The sequence below is a fragment of the Streptomyces sp. NPDC030814 genome, from assembly GCF_055572155.1.
On sequence record NZ_JBVIDX010000005.1, the window covers coordinates 252,338 to 274,811 of the forward strand.

Below are 22,474 nucleotides of genomic sequence, written 5' to 3' on the forward strand. Positions count from 1 at the left end.
CATGGCCGAGTTCACCATGCCGTCCCTCGGTGCGGACATGGACGAGGGAACGCTCCTGGAATGGCTCGTGGGGCCCGGTGACGTCGTCCGCAAGGGAGACCCGGTCGCGGTCGTCGAAACCGCGAAGTCGACCATCGAGGTGGAGTGCTTCGAAACCGGGACCATGACCGAGCTGCTCGTCGAGCCCGGAGCGACGGTGCCGGTCGGCACGCCGCTCGCACTGATCGGACCGGCCGAGGCGCGACGCCCCCCTCATCACGCACCAGGCAAGGGCAAGCCTTCCAGGACCACCGAACCCACCGAACCCCCGCGTCCCCCCGAGCGCCCCTCCCCACCGCCTGAGCCCGTGGCTGTCCCGGTGTCCGCGCCCTCCGCCGCTCAACTGCCCGGCCACATCGAGGCCGGCCCCCTGGCCCGGCACCTCGCGGAGCAGAGCGGCGTCAACCTGGAGACGCTGCACGGCTCCGGACCCGGTGGACGCGTCACCCGAACCGACGTCGAACACGCGGCAGCCGCCCGAGCCGGCACCCGGTCACCGCGTTCCCGGGCCACTCCCCTCGCCCGGCGGCTCGCCGCCGAACTGGGTGTCGACCTGGCCACGGTGAAAGGGACTGGCAGGCAGTCGGCCGTCCGCGCAGCGGACGTACGTCATGCGGCGCCCGGTCCGTCAGCCCCGGCGCCACCCGCGCCTGCGGCCGCCGCTTCCGTACGTCCTTCCCCTGTACACCCGTCCGACGCCCGGGCGACAGCCATGCGTCAGGCGATCGCCGGCCTGATGAGCCGTGCCAACCGGGAGATCCCCCACTACTACCTCTCCACCACCGTGGACATGGCCGCCGCAACGGACTGGCTGCACGAGCACAACCGGCGCATCCCGGTCGGTGAACGGCTGCTCACCGCGGCCCTGTTGCTCAAGGCGGCGGCCTTGGCTGCCCGGGACACACCCGGGCTCAACGGCTTCTGGACCGACGACCACTTCACGGCCGGCGAGGGCGTACATCTCGGCGTGGCCGTGTCCCTGCGCGGCGGCGGGCTCGTCGCGCCCGCCCTGCACGACGCCGACACCCTGGCACTTCCCCAACTGATGGCCGCCCTGAAGGACCTGGTCACCCGGGCCCGCACAGGCAGGCTGCGTGGTTCCGAGGTGTCCGACGCCACGATCACGGTCACCAATCTCGGCGAACAGGGCGTGGAGACGGTCTTCGGCGTGATCTACCCGCCGCAGGTGGCGCTGGTCGGCTTCGGGCGGGTGGTCGACCGGCCGTGCGCCGTCGACGGACTGCTGGGCGTACGCCCCGTGGTCACAGCCACCCTCTCGGCCGACCACCGGGCGACGAACGGTGCCGTCGGTGCCCGCTACCTCGCGGCGGTCAGCCGCCTTCTGCAGAACCCGGAGCAGCTGTGAACCGAACCGAAGCACTGGACATGGTGAAGGAATCGATCACCAACGTCGTCCCGGACGCCGATGTCGCCGCGCTGGGGCCCGACGACGCGTTCCGTGACGCCCTCGAGATGGACTCGTTGGACTTCCTGAGTTTCGTCGAGGTGCTCAGCGAACGGTCCGGCGTGCGCATCGAGGACGAGGACGCTCCCCAGTTGGCCACGCTGTCCGGCAGTGCCGACTTCCTGGTCACCCGCACGCAGTGACGCGCGCCGCACGGAGGACCACGGCTCAGACCGCTTCGGTGTCGTCGACGACACCGACCACGTCGTCGATGTCCCGCACCGATGCGAGCAGTTCGGTGACGACGGCCTTGTCCACTTTCCCCGTCACGGTGACCACGCCGTTCTCCACCGTGATCCCGACGGCGCGCGGATCCAGCAGGTGCTGACCGACCAGGGACTCCACCTCGGCCCGGAGCTCGCCGTCGTCGCGGATCAGGGCACGCAACAGGTCGCGCCGGGTCACCACACCGACGAGTCGGCCGCGATAGTCGGTGACGGGCAGCCGCTTCAACCGAGCGTGGGCGGCGGTCCACGCCGCGTCCGAGACACGTTCCGCCGGATGGACGGTGACCGGAGGGAAGGTCATCAAAGTGGCCGCCGTGTCACCGTGACCCTTCTCGTAAAGCCGGTGCTGCCACAGCCTGCCGACTGCTCCGTGCCGACGCGGTTCCGCCATGACGGCGGCCTTGGCCAGCAGGTCCGACTCCGACACGACACCGATCACATGGTCGGCTGCGTCGACCACCGGTACGGAGCTCACCTGCTCGCGGGCGAGTGTGTGGGCCACGTCCACGAACGGCATGTCGCCGGGGACGGCGACCGCCGGGACCTGCATGACGTCCCGTACACGGAGTGTGGCCGGTTCCCCTTCCGAGGGCCCACGCGCAGGAGGGGCCTGCGGCGGTCCGGCATGCGCCGTGCCGGGAGCGGTCTCCGGCTCCTCGGCGCCGCTCCTTGCCGATGCAGCGGCGGCTACTGCCGCGAGGTAGCGACCCAGTGCGTCCTGGCGGGGTTCTTCCTGGGGGGTCCAGGGGCGGCCCGGCATGCTGCGGCGGGCTTCCTTCTGCACGGAGCTGCGTTCCATGTCGCTCACGGCTGCCTCCCGAGGACGCCGTCCAGCCATGGGGCCAGTTTCGCATCGTTCGAGGGGCATGGCCTGCGGGCCGAGCGGCCCCGCGGCGGGACGGGCGGTCCCGTGCGGCACGACAGGTCACCGCCCGGCGGGGAGACTGGAAGCGGGGGCTTGGGCCGAGGTGAGGAGAGTCGGTGACGGGTTTCCGGGACTTTCTGGCACGGTTCCGGCCGGCGGCCTCGCCCGGACGGGCCGCACCGAGCGGTGTCCCGGCGGACCGCTCCGCCGAGCTCCGTGCGGAACTCGCACCACCTCTGGCCCTGCTCGAACAGGCGGAGGCGGAGGCCCGGGCCGTACGCGAACATGCCGCCGACGCTGCCGCGTCACGCCGTCAGGAAGCCGAACGGCAGGCCGCGGCGATGGTGGCTGCGGCGATGGCGGAGGCCCGCCGGGTCCAGGCCCGCACCGCCGAGCAGGTGCTGCGCTCGGCCATGGGCAAGGCAGACGCGCTGGTCGCCGAAGCGGAGCGGGAGGCCGGGGCCGTACGCGACCGTGCCGGGAGCCGTACGCCCGCGCTGGCCGACCGGGTGCTCGCACTGGTGCTGGAGGACCTCGAAGCGGAGCAGGGACGCCGGGCTCCCGAACAGGGACACCCACCGGAGGGTGACCGCTGATGGGCGCCGGGTGGGTGGCCGGTGTGACCCGGGCACGGACTCTGCGGATCAGGTGTCTGGGCGTGGAGGGCGCCAGGGACGTGGCCGCGTCCCCCACCCTTGAGGATGCCCTGCGCTACTTGGCGGCCACTCCGTACCGTCACGACATCAGCCCGGGCGCAACGCCGGCCGAGGCCCAGCGCGCGGTCTCGGCGACGCTGCTGTGGCATCTCCGGGTTCTCGCGGGCTGGCAGCCGGCCTCCGGCGCCGAGGTTGTCCGGGCGCTCGCCGCCGGGTTCGAGATCTCCAACGCCCACCACCATCTGCGGTCCCTCTCGGCCGAGGACCCGCGTCCCGCCTCGGCCGGCGCACCGGGCTCGGACACAGGACGCCGGCGGCCCTACCGCCTGGGCGCACTGGCGACGGCCTGGGCACGGCTCGCCCGGACCCGTACGCCGTCGGAGCTGCGTGCCGTGCTGACGGCCTCCGTCTGGGGCGATCCCGGGGGCGACTCCCCGGCCGCGGTCGCCACCGGTATGCGGGTCTCCGCCGCCCTACGGCTCGCCACCGCCGTTCCCGACGCGGCGCGCTGGGCAGCGGCCCGCCTCGCCCTGCTGTTCGCCCGCGAGGTGTTCGTCGTCGGCCGCCGGCTGCCGGACGTGTCCGTCGTCCGGGCGGCCCGCCTGCTCGGCCCGCGCGCGGTGGGGGCGGGGTCCTACGCCGATTTCCGGCAGGCGCTGCCGGCCACCGCGAGGTGGCTGCTGGACGACGTCGGCGAGGCGGCGGACCTGTGGCGGGCGGAGGCGCGGTGGTGGAACGCGGTCGAGCGGGACGGCCGCGAACTGCTGCGCCGGTCCCACTTCGGTCCCCAGCCGGTGGTCGGGGCCGTGGCGCTGCTGTCCGTCGACGCGTGGCGGACCCGCGGGGCACTGGAACTGGCCGCCCGGGGCGGTGGCCCCGGAGACTGGTCGGCGGAGGTGCTCGATGCTCCGCGCTGAGGCGGCGGTCCCGGTCCGGATGCGCAGGGTGGCCATCGTGGCTCCCGAGCAGGCGCTGCGGGAGAGTCTGGTAAGGATCGCGGAGGCGGGCTGCGTCGAGGTCGACATGGCTGGCGACGGCGGGCCGGAGGTCCGCGGACCGGCGGCGACACGCCTGCAGCGGCTGCGCGTCGAGTCGGCACGACCTGCGCTCTGCGAGACTCCCCCCGACCTGGACGTCCTGGAGCGCGAGGGCCGGGCCGACCTGCTGGCGGGTGAGGCTCAGCTGGAGGAACGGCTCGGCAGTGCCGTCCGGCAGGGCGGGGTCGCGGCACTGGCCGGCTGGTGCCCAAGGACGGAGGTGGGCGCCACGGCGGCGCTCATCGCCGGTGCCGGGGGCGCGCTGGTGCCCCTGCGGGCTCCGCGCGGTGTCGATCCGCCGACGTTGCTGGCCGGAGCGGACACCGCGCTTCCGGCGTACACGGCGACGCCCGTGCGCCGTTCCTTCACGCCTCTGGTCACCACGTACGGAACCGTGCCGTACGCCGACCTCGACCCCACCATGGCGGCCGGAGTCGTCTACGTGGTGATGTTCGGCCTGATGTTCGGTGATGCCGGGCACGGGCTGCTGCTGGTCGCCCTCGCGCTCCTGCTGCGGGCGGGACGGCCACGCCGGTTCGCGACGCTGCGCCCGCTGTGGCCCTTCGTCGCCGGCGCCGGGCTGGCCGCCACCGTGGCCGGGATCGCGTACGGCGAGTTCTTCGGCCCGACCGGCGTGCTCCCCGTGCTGTGGCTGGAGCCGCTGGAGGAGCCGATGCGGCTGCTGGCCGTAGCCGTCGGGCTCGGCGCCGTACTGCTCGCCGGTGCCTACGCTGCGGGGATCGTGAACAGGTGGCGGGAGGGCGGACCTGCGTCTGCCCTGTACTCGACGACCGGCATCGCCGGGGCGGCGCTCTATCTCGGGCTGGCCGTCGGCACTGGGTATGTGTGGCTCGGCCAGGTGGCGTACGGCGTCGTGGGTGCCGTGATCGCCGTCGTGGGACTGGCTCTGGCAGGGACGGGACTGTTCGCGACCACGGCGGGCGGGCCTGGCGGTGCTGTACAGACCGGCATTCAGCTCTTCGACGCGGTGCTCAGGATCGGCTCGAACGTGGTGTCCTTCGCGCGGCTCGCGGCCTTCGGTCTCACCCATGCCGCGCTCGGCGCCATCGTCTGGGACGGCACGACGGCTCTGGCGGGCCGGGGCCCGGTCGGCGTCGCCGCCACGCTGCTGGTGTTCCTCGTGGGCAACGCCGTCGCCTTCTCGCTGGAGGCGCTGGTGGCGGGTGTCCAGGCACTGCGGCTGGAGTTCTACGAACTGTTCTCCCGGCTCTTCGAGGGCGAGGGCCGCCCCTTCAGGCCCTGGCATCTGCCTGTGCGGCACGTCATCGGGCAGGCCGCCGACGCCGGGCCGCCCGCACCGGTGGAAGCCGTCCGACCAGCCTCGGCGAGGGAGGAGTCATCGTGATCACCTGGTTCTTGGCCCTGCCTGTCATGGTGGCGGGATTCGTGGCCGTACGTCTTGTGCTGCGGCGCTCGGGCCGGACGGCCCTGTGGTGGATGGTCGCAGCCGACGCCGTGCTGCTGGTGGCCGCCACCGTGGTGCTGACCCTCGCGACCAGCGGCGAATCCGCGCAGGCCGCGACCACGGCGGCACAGGACTCCGGCTCCGGGTCCGCCGCCCTGATCGGAGCCGCCATCGCGGTGGCCGGGGCGACGATCGGGGCGGGCATCGCCGTCGCCTACACCGGTGCGGCGGCCCTCGCGGCGCTCAGCGAACGGCCCGAACTCTTCGGCCGGGCCATGGTCATCGTCGGCCTGGCCGAGGGCATCGCCATCTACGGGCTGGTCGTCGCCGTCATCCTCATCGGGAAGGCATGACCATGGGCCGCGTCGCCGCCCTCGGCGAGCGGTACAGGGTGACCGGTCTGGCCCTGGCCGGGGCGGTCGTCCTGGTCGCCGACGACGCCGAGACCGTCCGCCGGACCTGGCGCGAACTACCGGAAGGCGTCGACTTGGTGATCCTCACACCCGCCGCGGCCGAGGCACTCGAGTCGGACTTCACAACGCCCGGTGGCCGCCGTCCGCTGACCGCCGTGATGCCGCCATGACGGCCCCGGCCACCGAGCAGGCGAAGGACGCACTCTCGCCGGTCCGGGCGGGGCTGCTGCGAGCGGCTCACGCCGATGCGGAGGCGCTCCTGAGCCAGGCCGAGCGGGAGACAGCAGCGCTGCTCGACCAGGCCCGCGCCGAGGCCCGGGGCATCCTCGCCGAGGCCCGGCGGCAGGGCGAGGCCGACGGCTCGGGTGCCGCCCGGGACGTCCTCGTCAGGGCCCGGCGTGAAGCCAGGTTCCGTACGCTCGCCGCTCGCCGGGAGGCGTACCAGGAGTTGCGCCGGGAGGCCGCCGAGCGGGTCCGCGCCCTGCGTGGGACTGACGGCTACGCATCCCTGCAGGCGTGGCTGGAGCAGCGGGCTCGTGTCCTCCTCGGTCCCGCGGCCGAGGTGAGCGAGCACGCCGACGGGGGCGTGGTGGCGCGGACGCCGGGGAGACGGGTCGACCTCTCGCTGACCACGCTGGCCGACCGCGCGATGGACCGCATGAGAGGGGAGGTGCGGAGCCTGTGGGAGCCGTAACGGCACACTCCGGCACGCGCCGGCAACAGGATGGACAGCGGCCGGTCTCCCGGATTCTGCGCGTCACAGGACCGCTCGTGGAGATGGAGTACACGGGTGGCATCGCAATGTACGACCTGGTCTCGATCGGCCCCGCACGGCTGCCCGGAGAGATCGTGGCCATCAGCGGTGACGTGGTCACCGTCCAGGCGTACGAGTACACCGGCGGCCTCGCTCCGGGGCAGACGGCGCTGCCCCAGGGCCGTCCGCTGTCGGTCCCGCTCGGCCCCGAACTGCTCGGCGGGATCTTCGACGGTCTGCTGCGCCCTCTGTCCGGTGCAGGCGACTGGCTGTTGCCTGGCGCGCCACGAGACACCGCCGAGGAACGGACCTGGTCCTTCCGCCCGTTCGTGGTGCCGGGCGAACAGGTGGCCGAGGGTCAGGCGCTCGGAGAAGTCCGTGACGCCGGGGCCCTGCGGGTCAAGGTGCTCGTGCCACCAGGCGGCGGGGGCACGGTCGAGGAGATCGCCGGGGCCGGGGACCACCCCCGGGACGCCGTGGTGGCTGCCGTGGGCGGTGGCGAGGTGACCGTCGGGGCCCTGTGGCCGGTGCGCCGACCGCGTCCGGCGCGGATGCGGGTCGACAGCCACGAGGCCCTGAGCACCGGCCAGCGGGTGATCGACCTGCTCTTCCCCGTGGCCCGGGGCAGCACGGTGGCGGTGCCCGGAGGCTTCGGCACCGGCAAGACGATGCTCCTGCAGCAGATCGCCAAGTGGTGCGACGCGGACGTCATCGTCTATGTCGGCTGCGGGGAGCGCGGCAACGAGATGGCCGATGTCATCACCGAACTGTCGGAACTCAAGGACCCGCGTACGGGCGGACGGCTGGCCGACCGCACGGTGACGATCGCCAACACCTCCAACATGCCGATGATGGCCCGTGAGGCGAGCGTCCACACGGGGATGACCGTCGCCGAGTACTTCCGGGACATGGGGCTGGACGTGGTGGTCATCGCCGACTCGACCTCCCGGTGGGCCGAGGCACTGCGCGAGTTCGCCTCCCGCACCGGCGCGCTGCCCGCCGAGGAGGGGTACCCGGCCGGACTGGCCTCGGCCATCGCCGCCTTCTACGAGCGGGCCGCCGCCGTGACCACCCTGGGCGGGAAGCAGGGATCGGTGACGGTGATCGGCGCGGTGTCCCCGCCCGGCGGAGACATGACCGAACCGGTGACCGCACACACCGAGCGCTTCGTGCGCTGTCTGTGGACCCTCGACCGCGATCTCGCATACGCCCGTCACTACCCGGCGGTGGCCTGGGCCGGGTCCTTCTCCCGGGACGTACCGGTCCTGGCCGCCGGGCACCGGGCCGCCGGTGATCCTGGATGGGCACGGCGCCGCGAGCGGGTGGGGGCGGTGCTCGCGGAGGCCGACCGGCTGGCCGACCTGGTGGACCTGATCGGCATCGCCGCCCTGCCCGCGCGGGAGCGCATCAGCGTGCTGGCCGGGAGGCTGGTCCGCGAGGGCGTGCTGCAGCAGAGCGCGCTGTCGGAGCGGGACGCGTACTGCGGGCCGGAGAAGACGGCCGCCCTGGCCGACGCCGTGCTCACGGTCGCCGACCGCTGCCGCGAGCTGGTGGACTCCGGCGTCCCGGCTGCCTCGGTCGAAGAGGTGGACTTCGGCCCGCTGCTGCGCGCCCGCGAGGACACCGGCCCGCAGGACGCCGCCCAAGTGGCGGCGCGGCGGGACGCCATGCTCGCCAGGTTGGGGGACGTGCAGCCATGAGCCTGACCGGTGGGATCGAGTACACGTCGGTGCGAGAACTGCGGGGGCCGCTCGCGGTCGTCGGAGGTGTGACCGGGATCGGCTGGGACGAGTACGTGCGCATCACTCTCACCTCGGGCGAACTCCGCCATGGCGTGGTCCTGGACGCCGACCGCGACCTGGCGGTCGTCCAGGTACTGGAGGGCACCGCGGGCATGGACCCGGAGGGTGTCCGGGCGGCCTTCTCGGGCAGCCCACTGCGCGTCCCGGTCGGCACGGAGTGGCTCGGCCGGGTCTGCAACGGCCGGGGAGAGCCCTTGGACGGCGGCCCGCCCGTCCTCGGCTCCCACGAGGCCGAGGTGGGCGGCGCCCCCATCAACCCGGTTCGGCGCGAGCCGCCGTCCGAACCTGTGCTCACCGGCGTCGGGGTCGTCGACGCCCTGACCACGCTGGTACGCGGACAGAAACTGCCGGTGTTCTCCGTGGCCGGACTGCCCCATCTGGAACTGGCCGCCCAGATCGCCGCGCAGGCCACTGCCGCCGGTGAGGCGTTCAGCGTCGTCTTCGCGGGCATGGGCCTCACCCACGCCGACGCCTCCTTCGTGCGCGACGCCCTGGAGGAAAGGTCCGCGGCCGGAGAACTCGTCCTGCTGCTCAACACCGCCGACGACCCGGTGATCGAGCGGATCCTCACCCCGCGCATCGCGCTCACCATCGCCGAGCGCCTCGCCTTCGATGAGGGGCGGCACGTCCTGGTGGTGATGACCGACATGACCACGTACGCCGAGGCCCTGCGCGAGGTCTCCGCCGCGCGCGGGGAGATCCCCGCCCGCCGTGCCTACCCCGGCTACCTGTACAGCGATCTGGCCTCCCTGTACGAACGCTGCGGACGCATCCGTGGCCGCCCCGGCTCGGTCACCGTGCTGCCGGTGCTCACCATGCCCGCGGGCGACATCACCCACCCTGTGCCCGACCTCACCGGCTACATCACCGAGGGCCAGATCGTCCTCTCACCCGAGACACACGCGCGAGGCGTCTACCCGCCGCTGGACGCCCTGTCGTCCCTCTCCCGGCTGATGCGCAAGGGCGCGGGACCCGGCCGTACCCGCGACGACCACCTCGACGTCGCGGCCCAGTTGCTGGCCGCCCTGGCCCGCGCGCGGCAGGTGCGCGATCTCGCGGACCTGGTCGGCCAGACGGCGCTGAGCCCCACCGACCGCCGCTACCTGGACTTCGACGAGGCGTTCCTGCGGAACTTCGCCGACCAGCGAAGCGACGAACCACGCGACCTCGACACCTCGCTGGAGCGTGGCTGGCGGGCCCTGCTCACCCTGCCCCGCAGCCAGCTCTCCATGCTGCCCGCACGGCTCCTCGACGCCCACGGGGCCGAGGACGCCCCGGACACGGAGACGTCCCGGTGACCGGCGGCCGCCGTACGCCGCCCGGCCGTGCGGGACGACTGCGGCTGCGACACAGTCTCGATGTCGCCGAGCGCGGAGCCGACCTGCTGGAGCAGAAGTTGCGCATCCTGCGCTCCGAGCACGAGCGGCTGCTGCGCACGGAGCAGAAGGCCGCCCGCGCCTGGCGGGACCTGCTGGCGGAGGCCGAGAGCTGGCTGCTGCGGGGGCTGCTCCTGGGCGGGGAACAGGCCCTGGACTCGGCCGCCGCGGGCATCGGCGCCGCCGAGGTCACGGTGGACTGGGCCACCTCCATGGGTGTACGCCACCCGACCGCGGTCTCCCTGTCCGTACCGGCCCGTCCGCCCACAGCCGCCGCCCCCACCAACACGGCCCTGGCCCACGCCGAGGCGGCCTATGGCCGGGCCGTTCGCGCCGCAGCCGAGTACGCTGCGGCCCACGCCGCCGCCGAGCTGGTCGGCGCCGAGGTCGGCAGCACCCGGCACCGGGTCCGTGCCTTGCGGCGCCACTGGATACCCCGCCTGCGGGAGGCCCTGGGCCGCAGCGACCTTGCCTTGGAACAGGCCGAGCACGAGGACAGCGTCCGGCGGCGGTGGGCTGCTCGGCATTAGTCCGTGACGGGCGATGAGGCCCGTACACCGTTTGGCTCCATACCGGTCGTCGTCAGGTGCCGTAGCCGGCGTCGTGCGCCCGCCGGGCATTACGGGACAGCCCTTGGGCAGTGAGGTAGGACGGCGCGTACACGGCGCCGCCCGGGCCCTCTCGCGCACCGTCCGGAGCCCCGCCGCAGCCGCTCGTCCCAGGGCGGCGGAGCGTGGCCTGGGCGAACCTGGATGTGAGGGACAACGGCGTCGGTGCGAGGGAGACACGGTGACTGGTCTCGTGGTCGTGGGCGTGGACGGTTCGGCGTCGGGTCTTGCCGCGGTGGAGGTCGCCGCGCGGGAGGCCCGGTTGCGCGGGGCGGGGCTGCGGGTGGTCCATGCGTTCGTCTGGCCGGCGACGCATGTGCCCTTGGGGCCGTCACCGCTGGGACCGCCGGAGGGCGGGCTGCGGAACCTGGTCGATCGCCTGGTGGCCGAGGCGGTCGAACGGGCGCGGGCGGTGGCGCCGGAGGTCGAGGTCGGTCATGTCGTGGTGACCGGTGAGCCGTTGACCGTCCTGGAGGCGCAGTCGCGTGCCGCGCAGCTGGTCGTCGTCGGATCCCGGGGCATGGGCGGGTTCGTCGGGCTGCTGGTGGGGTCGACGGCGGTGCGTCTGGCGGCGCACGGCCGGTGTCCGGTGCTGGTCGTGCGCGAGCAGCCGCACGCCGACGGTCCGATCGTGCTGGGTGTCGACGGCTCGGCCGCAGGACAGAAGGCCGTGGATTTCGCCTTCGCGGAGGCCGCCCTGCGAAACGCACGGCTGGTGGCGCTGCACGCCTGGAGCACGTGGAACGCGCCGATGCCCGCCCCGCAGGATCCGTCGATGCCGTACGCGAACCCGCCGGGAGCGCTGGCCGAGGAGGAGGAGCGGTTGCTGGCCGAGGCGCTCGCCGGCCGTCAGGAGCGCTACCCGGGTGTTGCGGTGGAACACACAGTAGTGCGCGGCGGGACGCGGGAGGCATTGATCGAAGCGAGCCGCTCCGCTCAGCTGCTGGTGGTCGGTGCGCGGGGGCGCGGTGGATTCGCCGGGTTGCTTCTCGGCTCGGTCAGCCAGGCCCTGCTGCATCACGCGCACTGTCCGGTCGCGGTGCTACGGGGAACGGGAGAGCACTGAGGCGCCTGCCGCGCCGTCCGGCGACCTGCCCGGCCCCAGTGGCGGGCAGGCTGGCCTGCGGGGCACCGGGGCGGTTCACTGGAACGCCGCGTGGATCTCCTGTTCGGTCGCGGAATGGGAAACGAGCAGGAGCTCGTCCCCGGCCCGAAGGCGGATCGCCGGATCCGGCACGGTGGGCTGTCCGTCACGGACGATCGTTGCGACAACCGTCCCTTCGGGCAGCCTGACCTCGCCCAGAGCCTGGCCCACCGCTCTGGACCGGGGGGTGATGGCCGTTTCGATGACGTCGACGCCGGCCTTGCTGAGCCGCAGCAGGGCGACCGTGTCGGTGGCCCCGGTGGCTTCCTCGATGAGGGAGATCAGCGGGGTGGCGGCGGGTACGGCGACGTCGACGCCCCAGCGCGCGTCGAACAGCCATGCGTTGTCGGCGTCGTTGACGCGGGCGGCCACGCGGGGCACCGAGAACTGCCGTTTGGCGAGCAGGCTGACGACGAGGTTGTCCTCGTCGTCACCGGTGGTGGCGATGACCAGGTCGGCGGTCAGCGCACCGGCGTGTTCCAGAAGGGCCGGTTCGCACGCGTCCCCGGCGACCAGCAGCACACCCGGGAGGCGGCCCCGTAGTTCGGCCACGTGGTCGTCGTCGCTGTCGATCAGCGTGACCTCGTTGCGGGCCGCGGACAGCACCTGGGCGATCTGGGTGCCGAGGCGTCCCGCGCCGGCGATGAGCACGTTCACGTCCCCAGCTCCTTGTCGAGAAAGCCGCGCAGTCTGCCGAGCGCGGTGGCGGCGACGGCGAAGGTGACCAGGTCGCCGGTCTGCGCGGGCGTGCTGTGCGCGGGGATGAGGGAGCGGCCCGCGCGGGTGACCTCGACAACGCGGATCTCGCCGTCGACGTCGAACTCCGTCAGCCGCCGGCCGACGAGGTAGTCGGGCAACTCGGAGCGGATGAGCAGGGTCTCCCCGTTGCCGAAGCTGAGTTCGGGGCTCAGATGGCGATGCAGCAGCATCTGGTGAATCTGGTGCACGGTCCAGCGGACGCTGGCGATGGTGGGGATGCCGAGTTCGCGGTAGATGTCGGCACGCCGGGGATCGTAGATGCGGGCGAGGACGATCGGCACCCGGTAGGTCTCCTTCGCCGTCCGTGCGCTGACGATGTTGCTGTTGTCGCCCGAGGTGACGGCGACGAAGGCGTCCGCGTGCGCGATCCCGGCGGTCTGGAGCACCGCGCGGCTGTAGCCGTTGCCCTCGTGGAAGCGGATGCGCGGGCTGTCGGGCAGCCGCATGGCCGCTTTCGGACGCCGGTCGACGACCTGCACGTCGTGCCCTTCCGCAGCGAGCAGACCGGCGAGCGTGGCCCCCACCCGTCCGCATCCGACGACGATCACCTTCACCGCGGGGCTCCTTTCCGGCGGGCGGCGCGGCGTCGCAGCCACGCCTTGCGGGCTTCGTCCGCGAGCAGGGGCAGGGTGCCGAGCCCGGCCAGGACCGCCCAGTCGGCGGCGTCGAGCGGGGCGGTGTTGAAAACGGCCTGCAGCGGCGGCGAATAGCTGATCGCGACCATGAAGGCGACACCGAATCCGCCTGCCGCCAGCAGGGCCGGGTTGGACAGCAGACCTGCTTTCAGGATGCTCTGGCGGTCGGTGCGTACCGCGAGGGAGACGAAGAACTGGCTGAGCACGATCCCGCCCTGGGCCAGCGTGACGGCCTCCCGGTAGACGGGGTGGTCCTCGGTGAAGTCGTCGAACGGGATGCCGGAGGAGTGGATGTGCCAGAAGAACACGGCGCACACGCCGAGCGCCTGGATGCCGCCCAGGAACAGGATGCGCCCCACCACCGCCGTCGAGAACAGCCGCTCGCGCCGGGAGCGCGGCGGGCGGTCCATCACGTCCGGCTCGGGCCGTTCCGCACCCAGTGCCAGTGCGGGCATCACGTCCGAGCCCAGGTCAATGGCCAGGATCTGCACCGCGCTGACGGGCACCAGCGGGAACCCGGAGAACGTCGCCGCAAGGATCGGGCCGAGCTCGCCGATGTTGCTGCTGAAGACGTAGATGAGGAACTTGCGGATGTTCTGGTACACGGACCTGCCGAGCCGCACCGCCGTCGCGATGGACGCGAACGAGTCGTCCAGCAGCACCATCGAGGCCGCCTCCCGAGCGACGTCAGTGCCCGACGCGCCCATCGCCACGCCGATGTCCGCGTGCTTGAGTGCCGGGGCGTCGTTCGCGCCGTCACCGGTGACGGCCACCACGTCGCCGCGCCGCTGGAAGGCGGTGACCACGCGCATCTTGTGCTCCGGGCTGACTCGGCACAGCAGCAGCTCGGACGGCTCGGTGAGCAGCGCGTCGAGCTCGTCGTCGTCCATCGCGTCGAGCCGGGCACCCGTCACCACGACAGGATCCGGCCGCCGTACGATCCCCACTCGGCGGGCCACGGCCTCCCCGGTCAGCGGGTGGTCGCCGGTGACCATGACGACCCGGATGCCCGCCCGACGGCAGGCGGTGACCGCGTCGGTGACCTCCGGGCGCGGCGGGTCCAGCATGCCGACCAGTCCCAGCAGTGTCAGCGCCGCCTCGGCCTCCTCCTGCGCCGGGCGGGGCCCGCCCAGCGCCCGCCGCGCGACGGCCAGCACCCGCAGCCCTTGCGACGCCAGCGCGTCACTCGCGGCGACGACCGCCGCCCGGTCCGCCCCGGTCAGCAACCCACGCCGCCCGTCCCACTCCACCTCGGTACACCGCGCCAGCAGCTCTCCGGGCGCTCCCTTGACGCACGCCTGGTAGCCCGCGCCGGTCTTGTGCACCGTGGTCATCAACTTGCGGTCCGAATCGAAGGGGAACTCGGTCACCCGCGGCTCGGCCGCCTCCTCCACGCCCAGATCGAGACCAGCCTTGGCCGCCACGACAAGCAGCGCTCCCTCCGTGGTGTCGCCGAGCACCCGCCAGTGCTCCCGAGGACCTGTAGGCGGAACCAGCCGGGCGTTGCAGCACAGGCCCGCCACCCGCAGCAGCTCGCGCACCGGCGCGGCGTCGGCGACCTCGCCGCTCGGCTCGTACCCCACGCCGCTCACAGGGTGCGGCACGCCTCCCGCCCACAGCTGGGTGACGGTCATCTCCGCCTGGGTGAGCGTTCCGGTCTTGTCGGTGCACACGACCGTGGTCGACCCGAGCGCCTCCACCGCCAGCAGCTGTTTGATCAGGGCGTGGCGGCGTGCCATCCGCCGGACGCCGATCGCCAGCGACACCGACAGCGTCGCGGGCAGCCCTTCCGGCACCAGTGCCACCATCACGCCCAGTGCGAACACGAACAGGGTTACCGCGGACTCCCCCGTGGGCAGTCGCACAGCGAACATCAGGGCACCGATCGCCAGGGCCGCCCCCGCCACCCGCCGCGCCATCGAGGCCACCTGGAGCTGCAGAGGGGTCTTCTGCCGCGGGGCGGCCGCGGCCAGCCGGTAGATCCGCCCGAACTCGGTCGCCGCCCCGGTGGCGAACACCACGGCCCGCCCGGAGCCGGCGACCACATCGGTCCCCATGAACACGCAGTTGCGGGCCTCCAGCGGTGGTCCGGCGGCAACCGGGTCGGCCGTGCGGCCGACGGCGTTGCTCTCCCCGGTCAGCGGCGCGTTGTTCACCGCCAGCTCGTGCGCCTCCACCACCCGGCAGTCCGCCGACACGGCGTCCCCGGCCTCCAGCACCACCACGTCGCCCGGCACCAGCTCCCCGGCGGGCAGCTCCAGCCGTTCACCACCGCGCAGCACCCGGCAGGTGTGGGGCACCATTGCCGCCAGCGCCTGGGCCGTTCGCTCGGCCGAGTACTCCTGGGCGAAGCCGATCACGGCGTTCAGGAGCACGACGCCCAGGATCGCGACCGCAAGCTGGAAGGTGCCGATGTCACGCGGTTGTTCCAGCGCGTACGCCAGGAAGGTGATCCCCGAGGCGACGATCAGCACCACCGCGAAGAGATCCGTGAACTGCGCACCCAACTGCCGCCACACGGCGCGGCGCCGAGCACGCGGCAGTTCGTTGGCCCCGTACTCCTCCAGCCCGGCCCGCGCCTGAGCCGTCGTCAGGCCGCGCCGTGATGTGCCCAGCGCGGTGAAGACCTCATCGGCGGGGAGTTCCGACACCGGAGAACGCGGGCTGGAACCGGACGTGGCAGCGACCGCCTCGTCCCTCCCAGCGCCCGGTTCCAGCGGGTCCGTACCCGCTTGTTCGCCGCTCATCGGCGGCGCTCTCTCGCCGTGGGACGGGCCGGCCGCCAAGGACAGGGCCGTCCGGGAGACAGGTGACGGGCCGTGCGCCGCCTCACGTCGGGACCGTGATGACGGGGCAGCGGGCGTGGTGCAGTACGCCCTGGCTGACCGAGCCCAGCAGCATGCCGGTGAACCCTCCGTGCCCCCTGGTTCCCACGACCAGGCCAAGGGCGTGTTCCGCGGCCTCCGTCAGGACTCCCACCGGGTGTCCGCGCACGACCTCGTGGCGCAGCGCCACGTCCGGGTGCGTCGCGATGCGGCCCGCGACCGTCTCCGAGAGCACCCGGCGGCACTCTCGCACCGCGGCTTCCTCATCGAGGACGCCGAGAAGCGGTGGATGCCACACACACAGGGCTCGCAGGAGCGCTCCGCGCAGGGCCGCCTCCTCGAACGCGAGATCCACCGCCGCGGCCGAATGCGGGCTGCCGTCGACGCCGACCACGAAGTACGCGGGCTGCTGGGCGACGTGCTCCGGTTCCGGTACAACCGCGACCGGGCAGGGAGCGTGGGCGGTGAGCGGGAGGACCACGGAGGCGGAGGAGAAGATCTCGCGCCGCCTGCTCAGGTGCCAGGAGCCCACCACGACCAGGGCGGCGCCCCGAGCCTCCTCGCCCAGGACCCACGCCGGTTCCCCTTCCGCCAGCACCGCCGACACCTCCACCGCCGGACGCCTGGACTCGACGAAGCCGACCGCCTCCCTGAGCACCTGATCACCCAGTCCGTGGAGCGCCCGGTTCCACTCCTCCCAGGACGGCCGCACCTCCCCCGACCGGTATCCGCCGGTCGGCGCACCCTGGGCGTGCACGAGACGCAGCGGCCGGTGACGTCGATCCGCCTCGTCGGCGGCCCAGGCCAGGGCCAACCGCTGCGAGGGGTCCGGGTCGACGCCCACCACGATCGGCTGACGCCCCTGCGCACCGGTCATGGCACCTCCAGGGATCTCCCCGTCCGCCCGTCCGCTCACTGTTCTTCCAGCCTCCCCCCTGCCGTGGGGTGCCGCCAGCCACGGCTTCGCGCCGCCAGTCGGCTGGTGTCTTGCACCGCACGATGCGGGGTGTCACACACTGGTGAAGGCTGGGAGGAGGGTGTCGGTCACCGGCGCCGGCCGGACCGAGCGGCAGTCAGGGCCCGGCCGACAGTCAGAAGGAGGGTCTGTCGTGGCGAATCCGGTCGTCGTCGGAGTGGACGGCTCGCCATCGAGCCTGCACGCGGTGGAGATCGCGGCTCATGAGGCCGACCTGCGCGGCGTCGGCCTACGGCTCGTGCACGCCTTCGGGTGGCCGTCGATGCGCATGGCGCCCGGCGGCCCCCCGTGGAATCCGGCCTCGGCGGGGGTGCGTGAGCTGGTGGACGGCACGCTGATCAAGGCCGAGCAGCGGGCCCGCAGGGTCGCGCCGCACGTGGAGACGGAGCGAGAGGTCGCCGTCGGTGAGCCGCTGATGGTGCTGGAGATCGAGTCGCGTACCGCGACGCTCGTCGTGGTCGGCAGCCGCGGACTGGGCGCGTTCGGGGGCCTCCTGCTCGGCTCCACCGCTGTACACCTGGCCGCGCACGGCCGTTGCCCGGTGCTGGTGGTGCGCGGCCGGTCGGCCCCGAGCGGTCCCGTGGTGGTGGCGGTCGACGGCTCACCGGCCGGCGAGGAAGCCCTTGAGTTCGCCTTCGCCGAGGCGTCGCTGCGAGGGGTGGACCTGGTGGCCCTGCACGTGTGGAACACGTGGAGCGAGCGGGCCTACGAAGGCCCTGGTGATCCGCTGAACGTCGTGGTGGACATCGAGCGGCTCCGCGGGGAGGAGCAACGGCTGCTGGACGACACGCTGTCTCCGTGGGAGGAACGCCGTCCTGAGGTCACCGTACAGCGGCGCCTGGTCCGCTCCAGGGTCCGCCCGGCCCTGATCGAGGCCAGTGGCGAGGCACAGCTGGTCGTGGCCGGTGCCCGCGGTCGCGGCGGCTTCACGGGGCTGCTGCTCGGCTCGGTCAGCCAGGCCCTGCTGCACCACGCGCTCTGCCCCGTCGCCGTGGTGCGTGGTCGAAGCCGAGAGGCTGACAGGCCATGACCCGTCGGTGACGCCATCGCGGCGTGGAGAGGTGGGCCACCCTGCCGAGCTGGAGCCCCTCGAAGTGCACCCCCAGGGCGCGTCGCCGTCGAGGAGGTTCGACCTCGCGTCGTACCCCGCCCGGAAGCCGACGCGATCGTCCCCGCCGAACACACGGACGGCGTCCTGCGCCTCGACGACCCGCAGGCACTCCGGCTCCTGGCCCTCGCCCACCGCGACCCGGCCCCGGCCCTCCCCCGCCGCCCAGGCGTTCCTGCGCCTCGCGCTCACCCGACTGCCCGGGGAGGGGACACCCGGGCTGGAGACATACCGGGCTCGGCCGTGTTCGGGCAGCGGGGACGGGCCGCTGCCCGAACCTGCGAGCGGGGTCGTGGCCGACCGCGTTCAGCAGGCAGCGGTGACGGCGTCGGTCCGCAGGGGCGCGGCCGTCTTCGCGGTGATCTCGTCGAGGGTGATGCCGGGTGCGGTCTCGACGACGGCAAGGCCCTCGGGTGTGACGTCGAGGACGCCGAGGTCGGTGATGACGCGGTGGACGCACCCTTCGCCGGTCAGCGGCAGGGTGCACTCGGTCAGGATCTTCGGGCTGCCGTCCTTGGCGGTGTGCTCCATCAGGACGATGACCCGGCGGGCGCCGTGGACCAGGTCCATCGCTCCGCCCATGCCCTTGACCATCTTTCCGGGGATCATCCAGTTGGCCAGGTCACCGCGTTCCGACACCTGCATGGCGCCCAGCACCGCGGTGTCGATGTGACCGCCGCGGATCATGCCGAAGGACAGGGCCGAGTCGAAGAAGGACGCGCCGGGCAGGACGGTGACCGTCTCCTTGCCCGCGTTGATGAGATCCGGGTCGACCTCGTCGGCGGTCGGATAGCGGCCGGTGCCCAGGATGCCGTTCTCGGAGTGCAGCACCACCTGCACGCCGGGCGGGAGATGGCCGGGAATGAGGGTGGGCAGGCCGATGCCCAGGTTGACGTAGGAGCCGTCGGTGAGTTCGGCGGCGGCGCGGGCGGCCATCTGGTCGCGGGTCCAGCCCGGGGGCGTGTCCGTCGTCGTGCTCATGCTCGTACCGTCCTCTTCTCGATCTGCTTGTCAGCGGCCTGAGCGGGGGTGAGCTCCACGATCCGCTGGACGAAGACGCCGGGGACGTGGACGGCGTCGGGGCTCAGCTCGCCCGGTTCCACGAGTTCTTCGACCTCGGCGATCGTGATCCGGCCGGCCATCGCCGCGAGCGGGTTGAAGTTGGCCGCGGCGCGGCGGAAGACCAGGTTGCCGTGCCGGTCCCCCCGCCAGGCCCGGACGAGGGCGAAGTCGGTGGTGACGGCGTGCTCCAGGACGTGCGGTCGGCCGTGGAATTCGCGGGTCTCCTTGGGCGGGGAGGCCACGGCGACCGAACCGTCCGCCGCGTACCTCCACGGCAGACCGCCGTTCGCGACCTGGGTGCCCACTCCGGCCGGGGTGTAGAAGGCGGGGATGCCTGCGCCACCGGCGCGCAGCCGCTCGGCCAGTGTCCCCTGCGGCACCAGCTCCACCTCCAGCTCGCCCGACAGGTACTGGCGGGCGAACTCCTTGTTCTCGCCGACGTAACTGCCTGTCACGCGGGCGATCCGGCCGGCGGCGAGCAGGACGCCCAGCCCGCGGCCGTCGACGCCGCAGTTGTTCGACACGACCTGCAGGCCGGTGGCGCCCTGCTCGTGCAGGGCCCGGATCACCACTTCGGGGATGCCGCTGAGTCCGAAGCCGCCGACGGCCAGTGACGCGCCGTCGGGAATGTCGGCGACCGCCTCGTCGGCGTTCGCGCTCACCTTGTTCACGGAAGTGGTCCCTTTCAGCCGGGGAGTACGGACGACCGGCCGCCGTCGACGACGAGGTTGGCGCCGGTGATGGAGGACGCCTCGTCCGAGGCGAGGAAGACGGCCGCGTTGACGGCCTCCTCTTGGAGCCCGATGCGGCCGAGGGGGATGTGGCGGGCGTTGATCCGCTTGGGATGGTCGTCGGCCGGCAGGTCGCCGCGCGTGGCGTCGGTGCCGATCGCCCCGGGGCTGACGCGGTTCGCGCGCATGCCGTACGGGGCTCCGTCGGCGGCGAGTTGCCCGGTCATCGCGATCACCGCGCCCTTGGACGCCACGCCATGGGGGCACCACCCGGCTCGAGCGAAGCCGAGAGCTGGGGGAGGGCGGTCCGCTGGTTGGTGAGCGAACCGGTCAGGCCCGCTGTGCACCCCGACAGTGACGATGCAGCCGCGACTGCCCACCAAGTAGGGCCAGGCGATGTGCGCGGCCGGCCACCTCGAGTCCAGTTCGGCGCGCATCGTGAAGCGGAAGTCCTCGTACGGCTGGGTGTCGACCGCACCGAAACAGACGGCGCCGGCGTCGGCGTGACGGATGTCGATGCCCCCGAAGGCGTCCGCGGCCAGTGGGCCGGGGGCGACGGCCGTGCCGCCCGCCTGCGCGACGAGACGCTGGGGCACCAGCGCGGACTCGTGCCGCAGGTCGCCGACGACGACGATCGCGCCCTCGGCCGCGAACCGCGGCGCCGCCGCGCGTCCCTGACCGCGGGCCGTGCCCGGCATCAGGGCCGCCTTCCCTTCCAGCGTTTCAATGCCCCTCCGAACTCGAAGCAGCCGAAACCGCAGCAGCCGAATTCACCACAGCCGAACCCAGAGTGTCCGCGATGGACTTGACGCCGCCGTGCGCGGTGAGTCCGCCGTCGACCGGGATCTCGGCGCCGGTGATGAAGGACGACTCGTCGGACAGGAGGAAGACCACGAGCGGGGCGACCTCGTCCACCGTGCCGGTGCGGCCGAGAGGTGTCTCACGGATGTTCGCCTCGCGGAAGGCGGGCGCGGCGGAGGCGGTCATCTCGGTCTCGATGAAGCCGGGGTGGATCGTGTTGACGCGGATGCCGCGCGGGCCCAGCTCCATGGCGGCGGTCTTCGACAGGCCGCGCAGTGCCCACTTGCTGGTCGTGTAGGCGACCGGGTAATGGCCGCTGAGCGCGGCGGTGGAGCCGACGTTGACGATGGACGAGCCGGGCGGCATGAGGGGCGTGAGGTGCTGGATGGCAAGGAGCGGGCCGGTGACGTTGACGGCGTGGACGCGGGCGAAGTCGTCGGGGGTCACTTCGCCGAGGCGGGCACGCCAGGTGATGCCCGCGTTGTTGACCAGGCCGTGCACCTGGCCGTACGACTCCCGCAGTTGGGCGGCCAGCTCCGCCCAGTGCTCCTCGTCGGTGACGTCGAGGCGGCGGCAGCCGGGGGCCTCGGTCACGTCGGTGGCGATGACGCGGGCGCCCTCGCGGGTCAGGGCCTCGGCCTCGGCGGCGCCCTGGCCGCGCGCGGCGCCGGTGACGACGACGACCTTGCCGAGGAGCCTTTTGGGGTGCGGGTCGTTCACGGCCGCTCCCGGGTGCGGCGGCGGGCGGTCGGCAGGGGCTGCGGATCCGTGCCCGCTACCACGGTGTTGGAGACGGTGCCGATGCCCTCCACGGTGAGGGTGACGGTGTCGCCCGGCTTCAGCGGGGGCGGGGACTGCTCGCCCCGGACGCCCCACAGCTCGGCGAGGCAGCCGCCGTTGCCGCAGGTGCCGGATCCGAGTACGTCGCCGGGGCGGACGACGGTGCCCCGCGAGGCGTAGGCGACCATCTCCTCGAAGGTCCAGCTCATGTTGGACAGCAGGTCCTTGCCGACGACCTCGCCGTTCACCGAGGCGGTCAGCGCCAGGCGCAGAAAGCCGTCGGTGTCGCGGTACGGCTCCAGTTCGTCGGCGGTGACCAGGTACGGGCCGAGGGTGGCGGCGGTGTCCTTGCCCTTGCACGGGCCGAGGCGGACCTGCATCTCGCGGGACTGCAGGTCGCGGGCCGACCAGTCGTTGAAGACCGTGTAGCCGATGATGTGGTCCCGTGCCTGCTCCGGCGTCAGGTCCCGCCCCTCCCGGCCGATGACGGCGGCGACCTCCAGCTCGAAGTCGAGGACTTCGCTGCCCGGCGGCACCGGGACGTCGTCGTGGGCGCCTACGACGGCGTACGGGTTGGTGAAGTAGAACGTCGGGGCGTCGTACCAGGCTTCGGGCACCCCGCCGACGCCGTCCCCGTCGACGGATCGCCGTACCCCTTCGACGTGCTCCTCGAAGGTGACGAAGTCCCGCACGGTGGGCGGCTCCAGCGGCGGCAGCAGTCGCACCTCGGACACGTGGGGCCCTGCCGGAACGTCGAGGGTGGCGGCGCCGACGCTCAGCAGCGCGTCGAGGCCGCCGCCGGAGCGGATCAGTTTCGTGAGTGAGCGCGCCCCGGGGACCGGGTACAGGGTGCCGTCCTCCTCGACGACGGCGACGTGGTGTCGTTGCTTGTGTTCGTAGGCGGCGAATCGCATGTGCGGCTCCAGGTTCCGACGGGCGTCGGCAGAAGGGGACCGGTGACGCGGGGCAGGGAGTCAGGGCAGCG

At 73.0% G+C, this 22,474-nt stretch carries 23 protein-coding genes; 13 read left to right on the top strand and 10 right to left on the bottom strand.

Going from position 1 to position 22,474, the window contains the following annotated elements; translation table 11 throughout:
- The first annotated feature begins 1 nt into the window (after position 1).
- Positions 2-1,405: a 2-oxo acid dehydrogenase subunit E2 gene (locus ACZ43N_RS13680; RefSeq protein ID WP_468097377.1), complete on the top strand. Its 1,404-nt coding sequence runs from the start codon at positions 2-4 to the stop codon at positions 1,403-1,405.
- A complete protein-coding gene (locus ACZ43N_RS13685) occupies positions 1,402-1,647 on the top strand; it encodes an acyl carrier protein (protein ID WP_468097378.1) in 246 nt (81 codons plus the stop codon). Before ACZ43N_RS13680 ends, ACZ43N_RS13685 begins: the two co-directional genes overlap by 4 nt.
- Before the next feature lie 25 nt (positions 1,648-1,672).
- On the opposite strand, the gene ACZ43N_RS13690 is transcribed toward ACZ43N_RS13685, so the two are convergent.
- Positions 1,673-2,530 carry a CBS domain-containing protein gene (locus ACZ43N_RS13690; RefSeq protein WP_468097688.1) on the bottom strand — a complete coding sequence of 286 codons (858 nt, stop codon included), beginning with the start codon at positions 2,528-2,530 and terminating at the stop codon, positions 1,673-1,675.
- 182 nt (positions 2,531-2,712) lie between these two features.
- Between ACZ43N_RS13690 and ACZ43N_RS13695 the strand changes: the two genes are divergently transcribed.
- The 10 genes from ACZ43N_RS13695 (at position 2,713) to ACZ43N_RS13740 (ending at position 11,734) form a co-directional block, all read left to right on the top strand.
- Positions 2,713-3,192 carry a hypothetical protein gene (locus ACZ43N_RS13695; protein WP_468097379.1) on the top strand — a complete coding sequence of 160 codons (480 nt, stop codon included), beginning with the start codon at positions 2,713-2,715 and terminating at the stop codon, positions 3,190-3,192.
- Positions 3,192-4,169, top strand: coding sequence for a hypothetical protein (locus ACZ43N_RS13700; RefSeq protein ID WP_468097380.1), 978 nt, complete (start codon positions 3,192-3,194; stop codon positions 4,167-4,169). Before ACZ43N_RS13695 ends, ACZ43N_RS13700 begins: the two co-directional genes overlap by 1 nt.
- Complete coding sequence (locus tag ACZ43N_RS13705) at positions 4,156-5,655, top strand: V-type ATPase 116kDa subunit family protein (RefSeq protein WP_468097381.1); 1,500 nt, start codon at positions 4,156-4,158, stop codon at positions 5,653-5,655. Before ACZ43N_RS13700 ends, ACZ43N_RS13705 begins: the two co-directional genes overlap by 14 nt.
- Positions 5,652-6,068, top strand: a complete 417-nt coding sequence (locus ACZ43N_RS13710) for an ATP synthase subunit C (protein ID WP_468097382.1) — start codon at positions 5,652-5,654, stop codon at positions 6,066-6,068. Before ACZ43N_RS13705 ends, ACZ43N_RS13710 begins: the two co-directional genes overlap by 4 nt.
- On the top strand, positions 6,065-6,298 hold the full coding sequence (locus ACZ43N_RS13715) for a hypothetical protein (RefSeq protein ID WP_468097383.1): 234 nt from the start codon (positions 6,065-6,067) through the stop codon (positions 6,296-6,298). The genes ACZ43N_RS13710 and ACZ43N_RS13715 overlap by 4 nt, the downstream gene beginning before the upstream one ends.
- A complete protein-coding gene (locus ACZ43N_RS13720) occupies positions 6,295-6,822 on the top strand; it encodes a V-type ATP synthase subunit E (protein WP_468097384.1) in 528 nt (175 codons plus the stop codon). Before ACZ43N_RS13715 ends, ACZ43N_RS13720 begins: the two co-directional genes overlap by 4 nt.
- Entirely contained in the window at positions 6,810-8,582 is a 1,773-nt protein-coding gene (locus tag ACZ43N_RS13725; protein WP_468097385.1) for a V-type ATP synthase subunit A, read from the top strand. The genes ACZ43N_RS13720 and ACZ43N_RS13725 overlap by 13 nt, the downstream gene beginning before the upstream one ends.
- A complete protein-coding gene (locus ACZ43N_RS13730) occupies positions 8,579-9,982 on the top strand; it encodes a V-type ATP synthase subunit B (protein ID WP_468097386.1) in 1,404 nt (467 codons plus the stop codon). Before ACZ43N_RS13725 ends, ACZ43N_RS13730 begins: the two co-directional genes overlap by 4 nt.
- Entirely contained in the window at positions 9,979-10,590 is a 612-nt protein-coding gene (locus ACZ43N_RS13735; RefSeq protein ID WP_468097387.1) for a V-type ATP synthase subunit D, read from the top strand. The genes ACZ43N_RS13730 and ACZ43N_RS13735 overlap by 4 nt, the downstream gene beginning before the upstream one ends.
- A gap of 259 nt (positions 10,591-10,849) precedes the next feature.
- Entirely contained in the window at positions 10,850-11,734 is an 885-nt protein-coding gene (locus ACZ43N_RS13740; RefSeq protein WP_468097388.1) for a universal stress protein, read from the top strand.
- 75 nt (positions 11,735-11,809) lie between these two features.
- Here ACZ43N_RS13740 and ACZ43N_RS13745 read toward each other — a convergent pair whose 3' ends face one another.
- The 4 genes from ACZ43N_RS13745 to ACZ43N_RS13760 all read right to left on the bottom strand — a co-directional run bounded on the left by ACZ43N_RS13745 (position 11,810) and on the right by ACZ43N_RS13760 (position 16,908).
- Entirely contained in the window at positions 11,810-12,469 is a 660-nt protein-coding gene (locus ACZ43N_RS13745; RefSeq protein WP_468097389.1) for a potassium channel family protein, read from the bottom strand.
- A complete protein-coding gene (locus tag ACZ43N_RS13750) occupies positions 12,466-13,125 on the bottom strand; it encodes a potassium channel family protein (protein ID WP_468097390.1) in 660 nt (219 codons plus the stop codon). The genes ACZ43N_RS13745 and ACZ43N_RS13750 overlap by 4 nt, the downstream gene beginning before the upstream one ends.
- Positions 13,122-15,953: a cation-translocating P-type ATPase gene (locus ACZ43N_RS13755; RefSeq protein WP_468097391.1), complete on the bottom strand. Its 2,832-nt coding sequence runs from the start codon at positions 15,951-15,953 to the stop codon at positions 13,122-13,124. The genes ACZ43N_RS13750 and ACZ43N_RS13755 overlap by 4 nt, the downstream gene beginning before the upstream one ends.
- An 82-nt stretch (positions 15,954-16,035) precedes the next feature.
- A complete protein-coding gene (locus ACZ43N_RS13760) occupies positions 16,036-16,908 on the bottom strand; it encodes a universal stress protein (protein ID WP_468097392.1) in 873 nt (290 codons plus the stop codon).
- Positions 16,909-17,140: 232 nt separating this feature from the next.
- Between ACZ43N_RS13760 and ACZ43N_RS13765 the strand changes: the two genes are divergently transcribed.
- Positions 17,141-18,037: a universal stress protein gene (locus ACZ43N_RS13765; protein ID WP_468097393.1), complete on the top strand. Its 897-nt coding sequence runs from the start codon at positions 17,141-17,143 to the stop codon at positions 18,035-18,037.
- A 384-nt stretch (positions 18,038-18,421) separates the two neighbouring features.
- On the opposite strand, the gene ACZ43N_RS13770 is transcribed toward ACZ43N_RS13765, so the two are convergent.
- From ACZ43N_RS13770 to ACZ43N_RS13790, 5 genes are read right to left on the bottom strand one after another with little or no spacing between them, the layout of a single operon-like run.
- Positions 18,422-19,096, bottom strand: a complete 675-nt coding sequence (locus tag ACZ43N_RS13770; RefSeq protein ID WP_468097394.1) for a CoA transferase subunit B — start codon at positions 19,094-19,096, stop codon at positions 18,422-18,424.
- Positions 19,093-19,848 carry a CoA transferase subunit A gene (locus tag ACZ43N_RS13775; protein ID WP_468097396.1) on the bottom strand — a complete coding sequence of 252 codons (756 nt, stop codon included), beginning with the start codon at positions 19,846-19,848 and terminating at the stop codon, positions 19,093-19,095. The genes ACZ43N_RS13770 and ACZ43N_RS13775 overlap by 4 nt, the downstream gene beginning before the upstream one ends.
- A 14-nt stretch (positions 19,849-19,862) precedes the next feature.
- Positions 19,863-20,606, bottom strand: coding sequence for an SDR family NAD(P)-dependent oxidoreductase (locus ACZ43N_RS13780; RefSeq protein WP_468097398.1), 744 nt, complete (start codon positions 20,604-20,606; stop codon positions 19,863-19,865).
- A 25-nt stretch (positions 20,607-20,631) separates the two neighbouring features.
- Positions 20,632-21,429, bottom strand: coding sequence for an SDR family NAD(P)-dependent oxidoreductase (locus ACZ43N_RS13785; RefSeq protein WP_468097400.1), 798 nt, complete (start codon positions 21,427-21,429; stop codon positions 20,632-20,634).
- Positions 21,426-22,403 carry a fumarylacetoacetate hydrolase family protein gene (locus ACZ43N_RS13790; RefSeq protein WP_468097402.1) on the bottom strand — a complete coding sequence of 326 codons (978 nt, stop codon included), beginning with the start codon at positions 22,401-22,403 and terminating at the stop codon, positions 21,426-21,428. The genes ACZ43N_RS13785 and ACZ43N_RS13790 overlap by 4 nt, the downstream gene beginning before the upstream one ends.
- Positions 22,404-22,474 lie beyond the last annotated feature (71 nt).

Excerpts from the sequence above, each read along its gene's own strand:
- ACZ43N_RS13680 (WP_468097377.1), top strand. The coding sequence starts at position 2 with ATGGCCGAGTTCACCATGCCGTCCCTCGGTGCGGACATGGACGAGGGA.
- ACZ43N_RS13690 (WP_468097688.1), bottom strand. The coding sequence starts at position 2,530 with ATGGAACGCAGCTCCGTGCAGAAGGAAGCCCGCCGCAGCATGCCGGGC.
- ACZ43N_RS13700 (WP_468097380.1), top strand. The coding sequence starts at position 3,192 with ATGGGCGCCGGGTGGGTGGCCGGTGTGACCCGGGCACGGACTCTGCGG.
- ACZ43N_RS13705 (WP_468097381.1), top strand. The coding sequence starts at position 4,156 with ATGCTCCGCGCTGAGGCGGCGGTCCCGGTCCGGATGCGCAGGGTGGCC.
- ACZ43N_RS13715 (WP_468097383.1), top strand. The coding sequence starts at position 6,065 with ATGACCATGGGCCGCGTCGCCGCCCTCGGCGAGCGGTACAGGGTGACC.
- ACZ43N_RS13720 (WP_468097384.1), top strand. The coding sequence starts at position 6,295 with ATGACGGCCCCGGCCACCGAGCAGGCGAAGGACGCACTCTCGCCGGTC.
- ACZ43N_RS13730 (WP_468097386.1), top strand. The coding sequence starts at position 8,579 with ATGAGCCTGACCGGTGGGATCGAGTACACGTCGGTGCGAGAACTGCGG.
- ACZ43N_RS13755 (WP_468097391.1), bottom strand. The coding sequence starts at position 15,953 with ATGAGCGGCGAACAAGCGGGTACGGACCCGCTGGAACCGGGCGCTGGG.
- ACZ43N_RS13760 (WP_468097392.1), bottom strand. The coding sequence starts at position 16,908 with ATGACCGGTGCGCAGGGGCGTCAGCCGATCGTGGTGGGCGTCGACCCG.
- ACZ43N_RS13770 (WP_468097394.1), bottom strand. The coding sequence starts at position 19,096 with ATGAGCACGACGACGGACACGCCCCCGGGCTGGACCCGCGACCAGATG.
- ACZ43N_RS13780 (WP_468097398.1), bottom strand. The coding sequence starts at position 20,606 with ATGCCGGGCACGGCCCGCGGTCAGGGACGCGCGGCGGCGCCGCGGTTC.
- ACZ43N_RS13790 (WP_468097402.1), bottom strand. The coding sequence starts at position 22,403 with ATGCGATTCGCCGCCTACGAACACAAGCAACGACACCACGTCGCCGTC.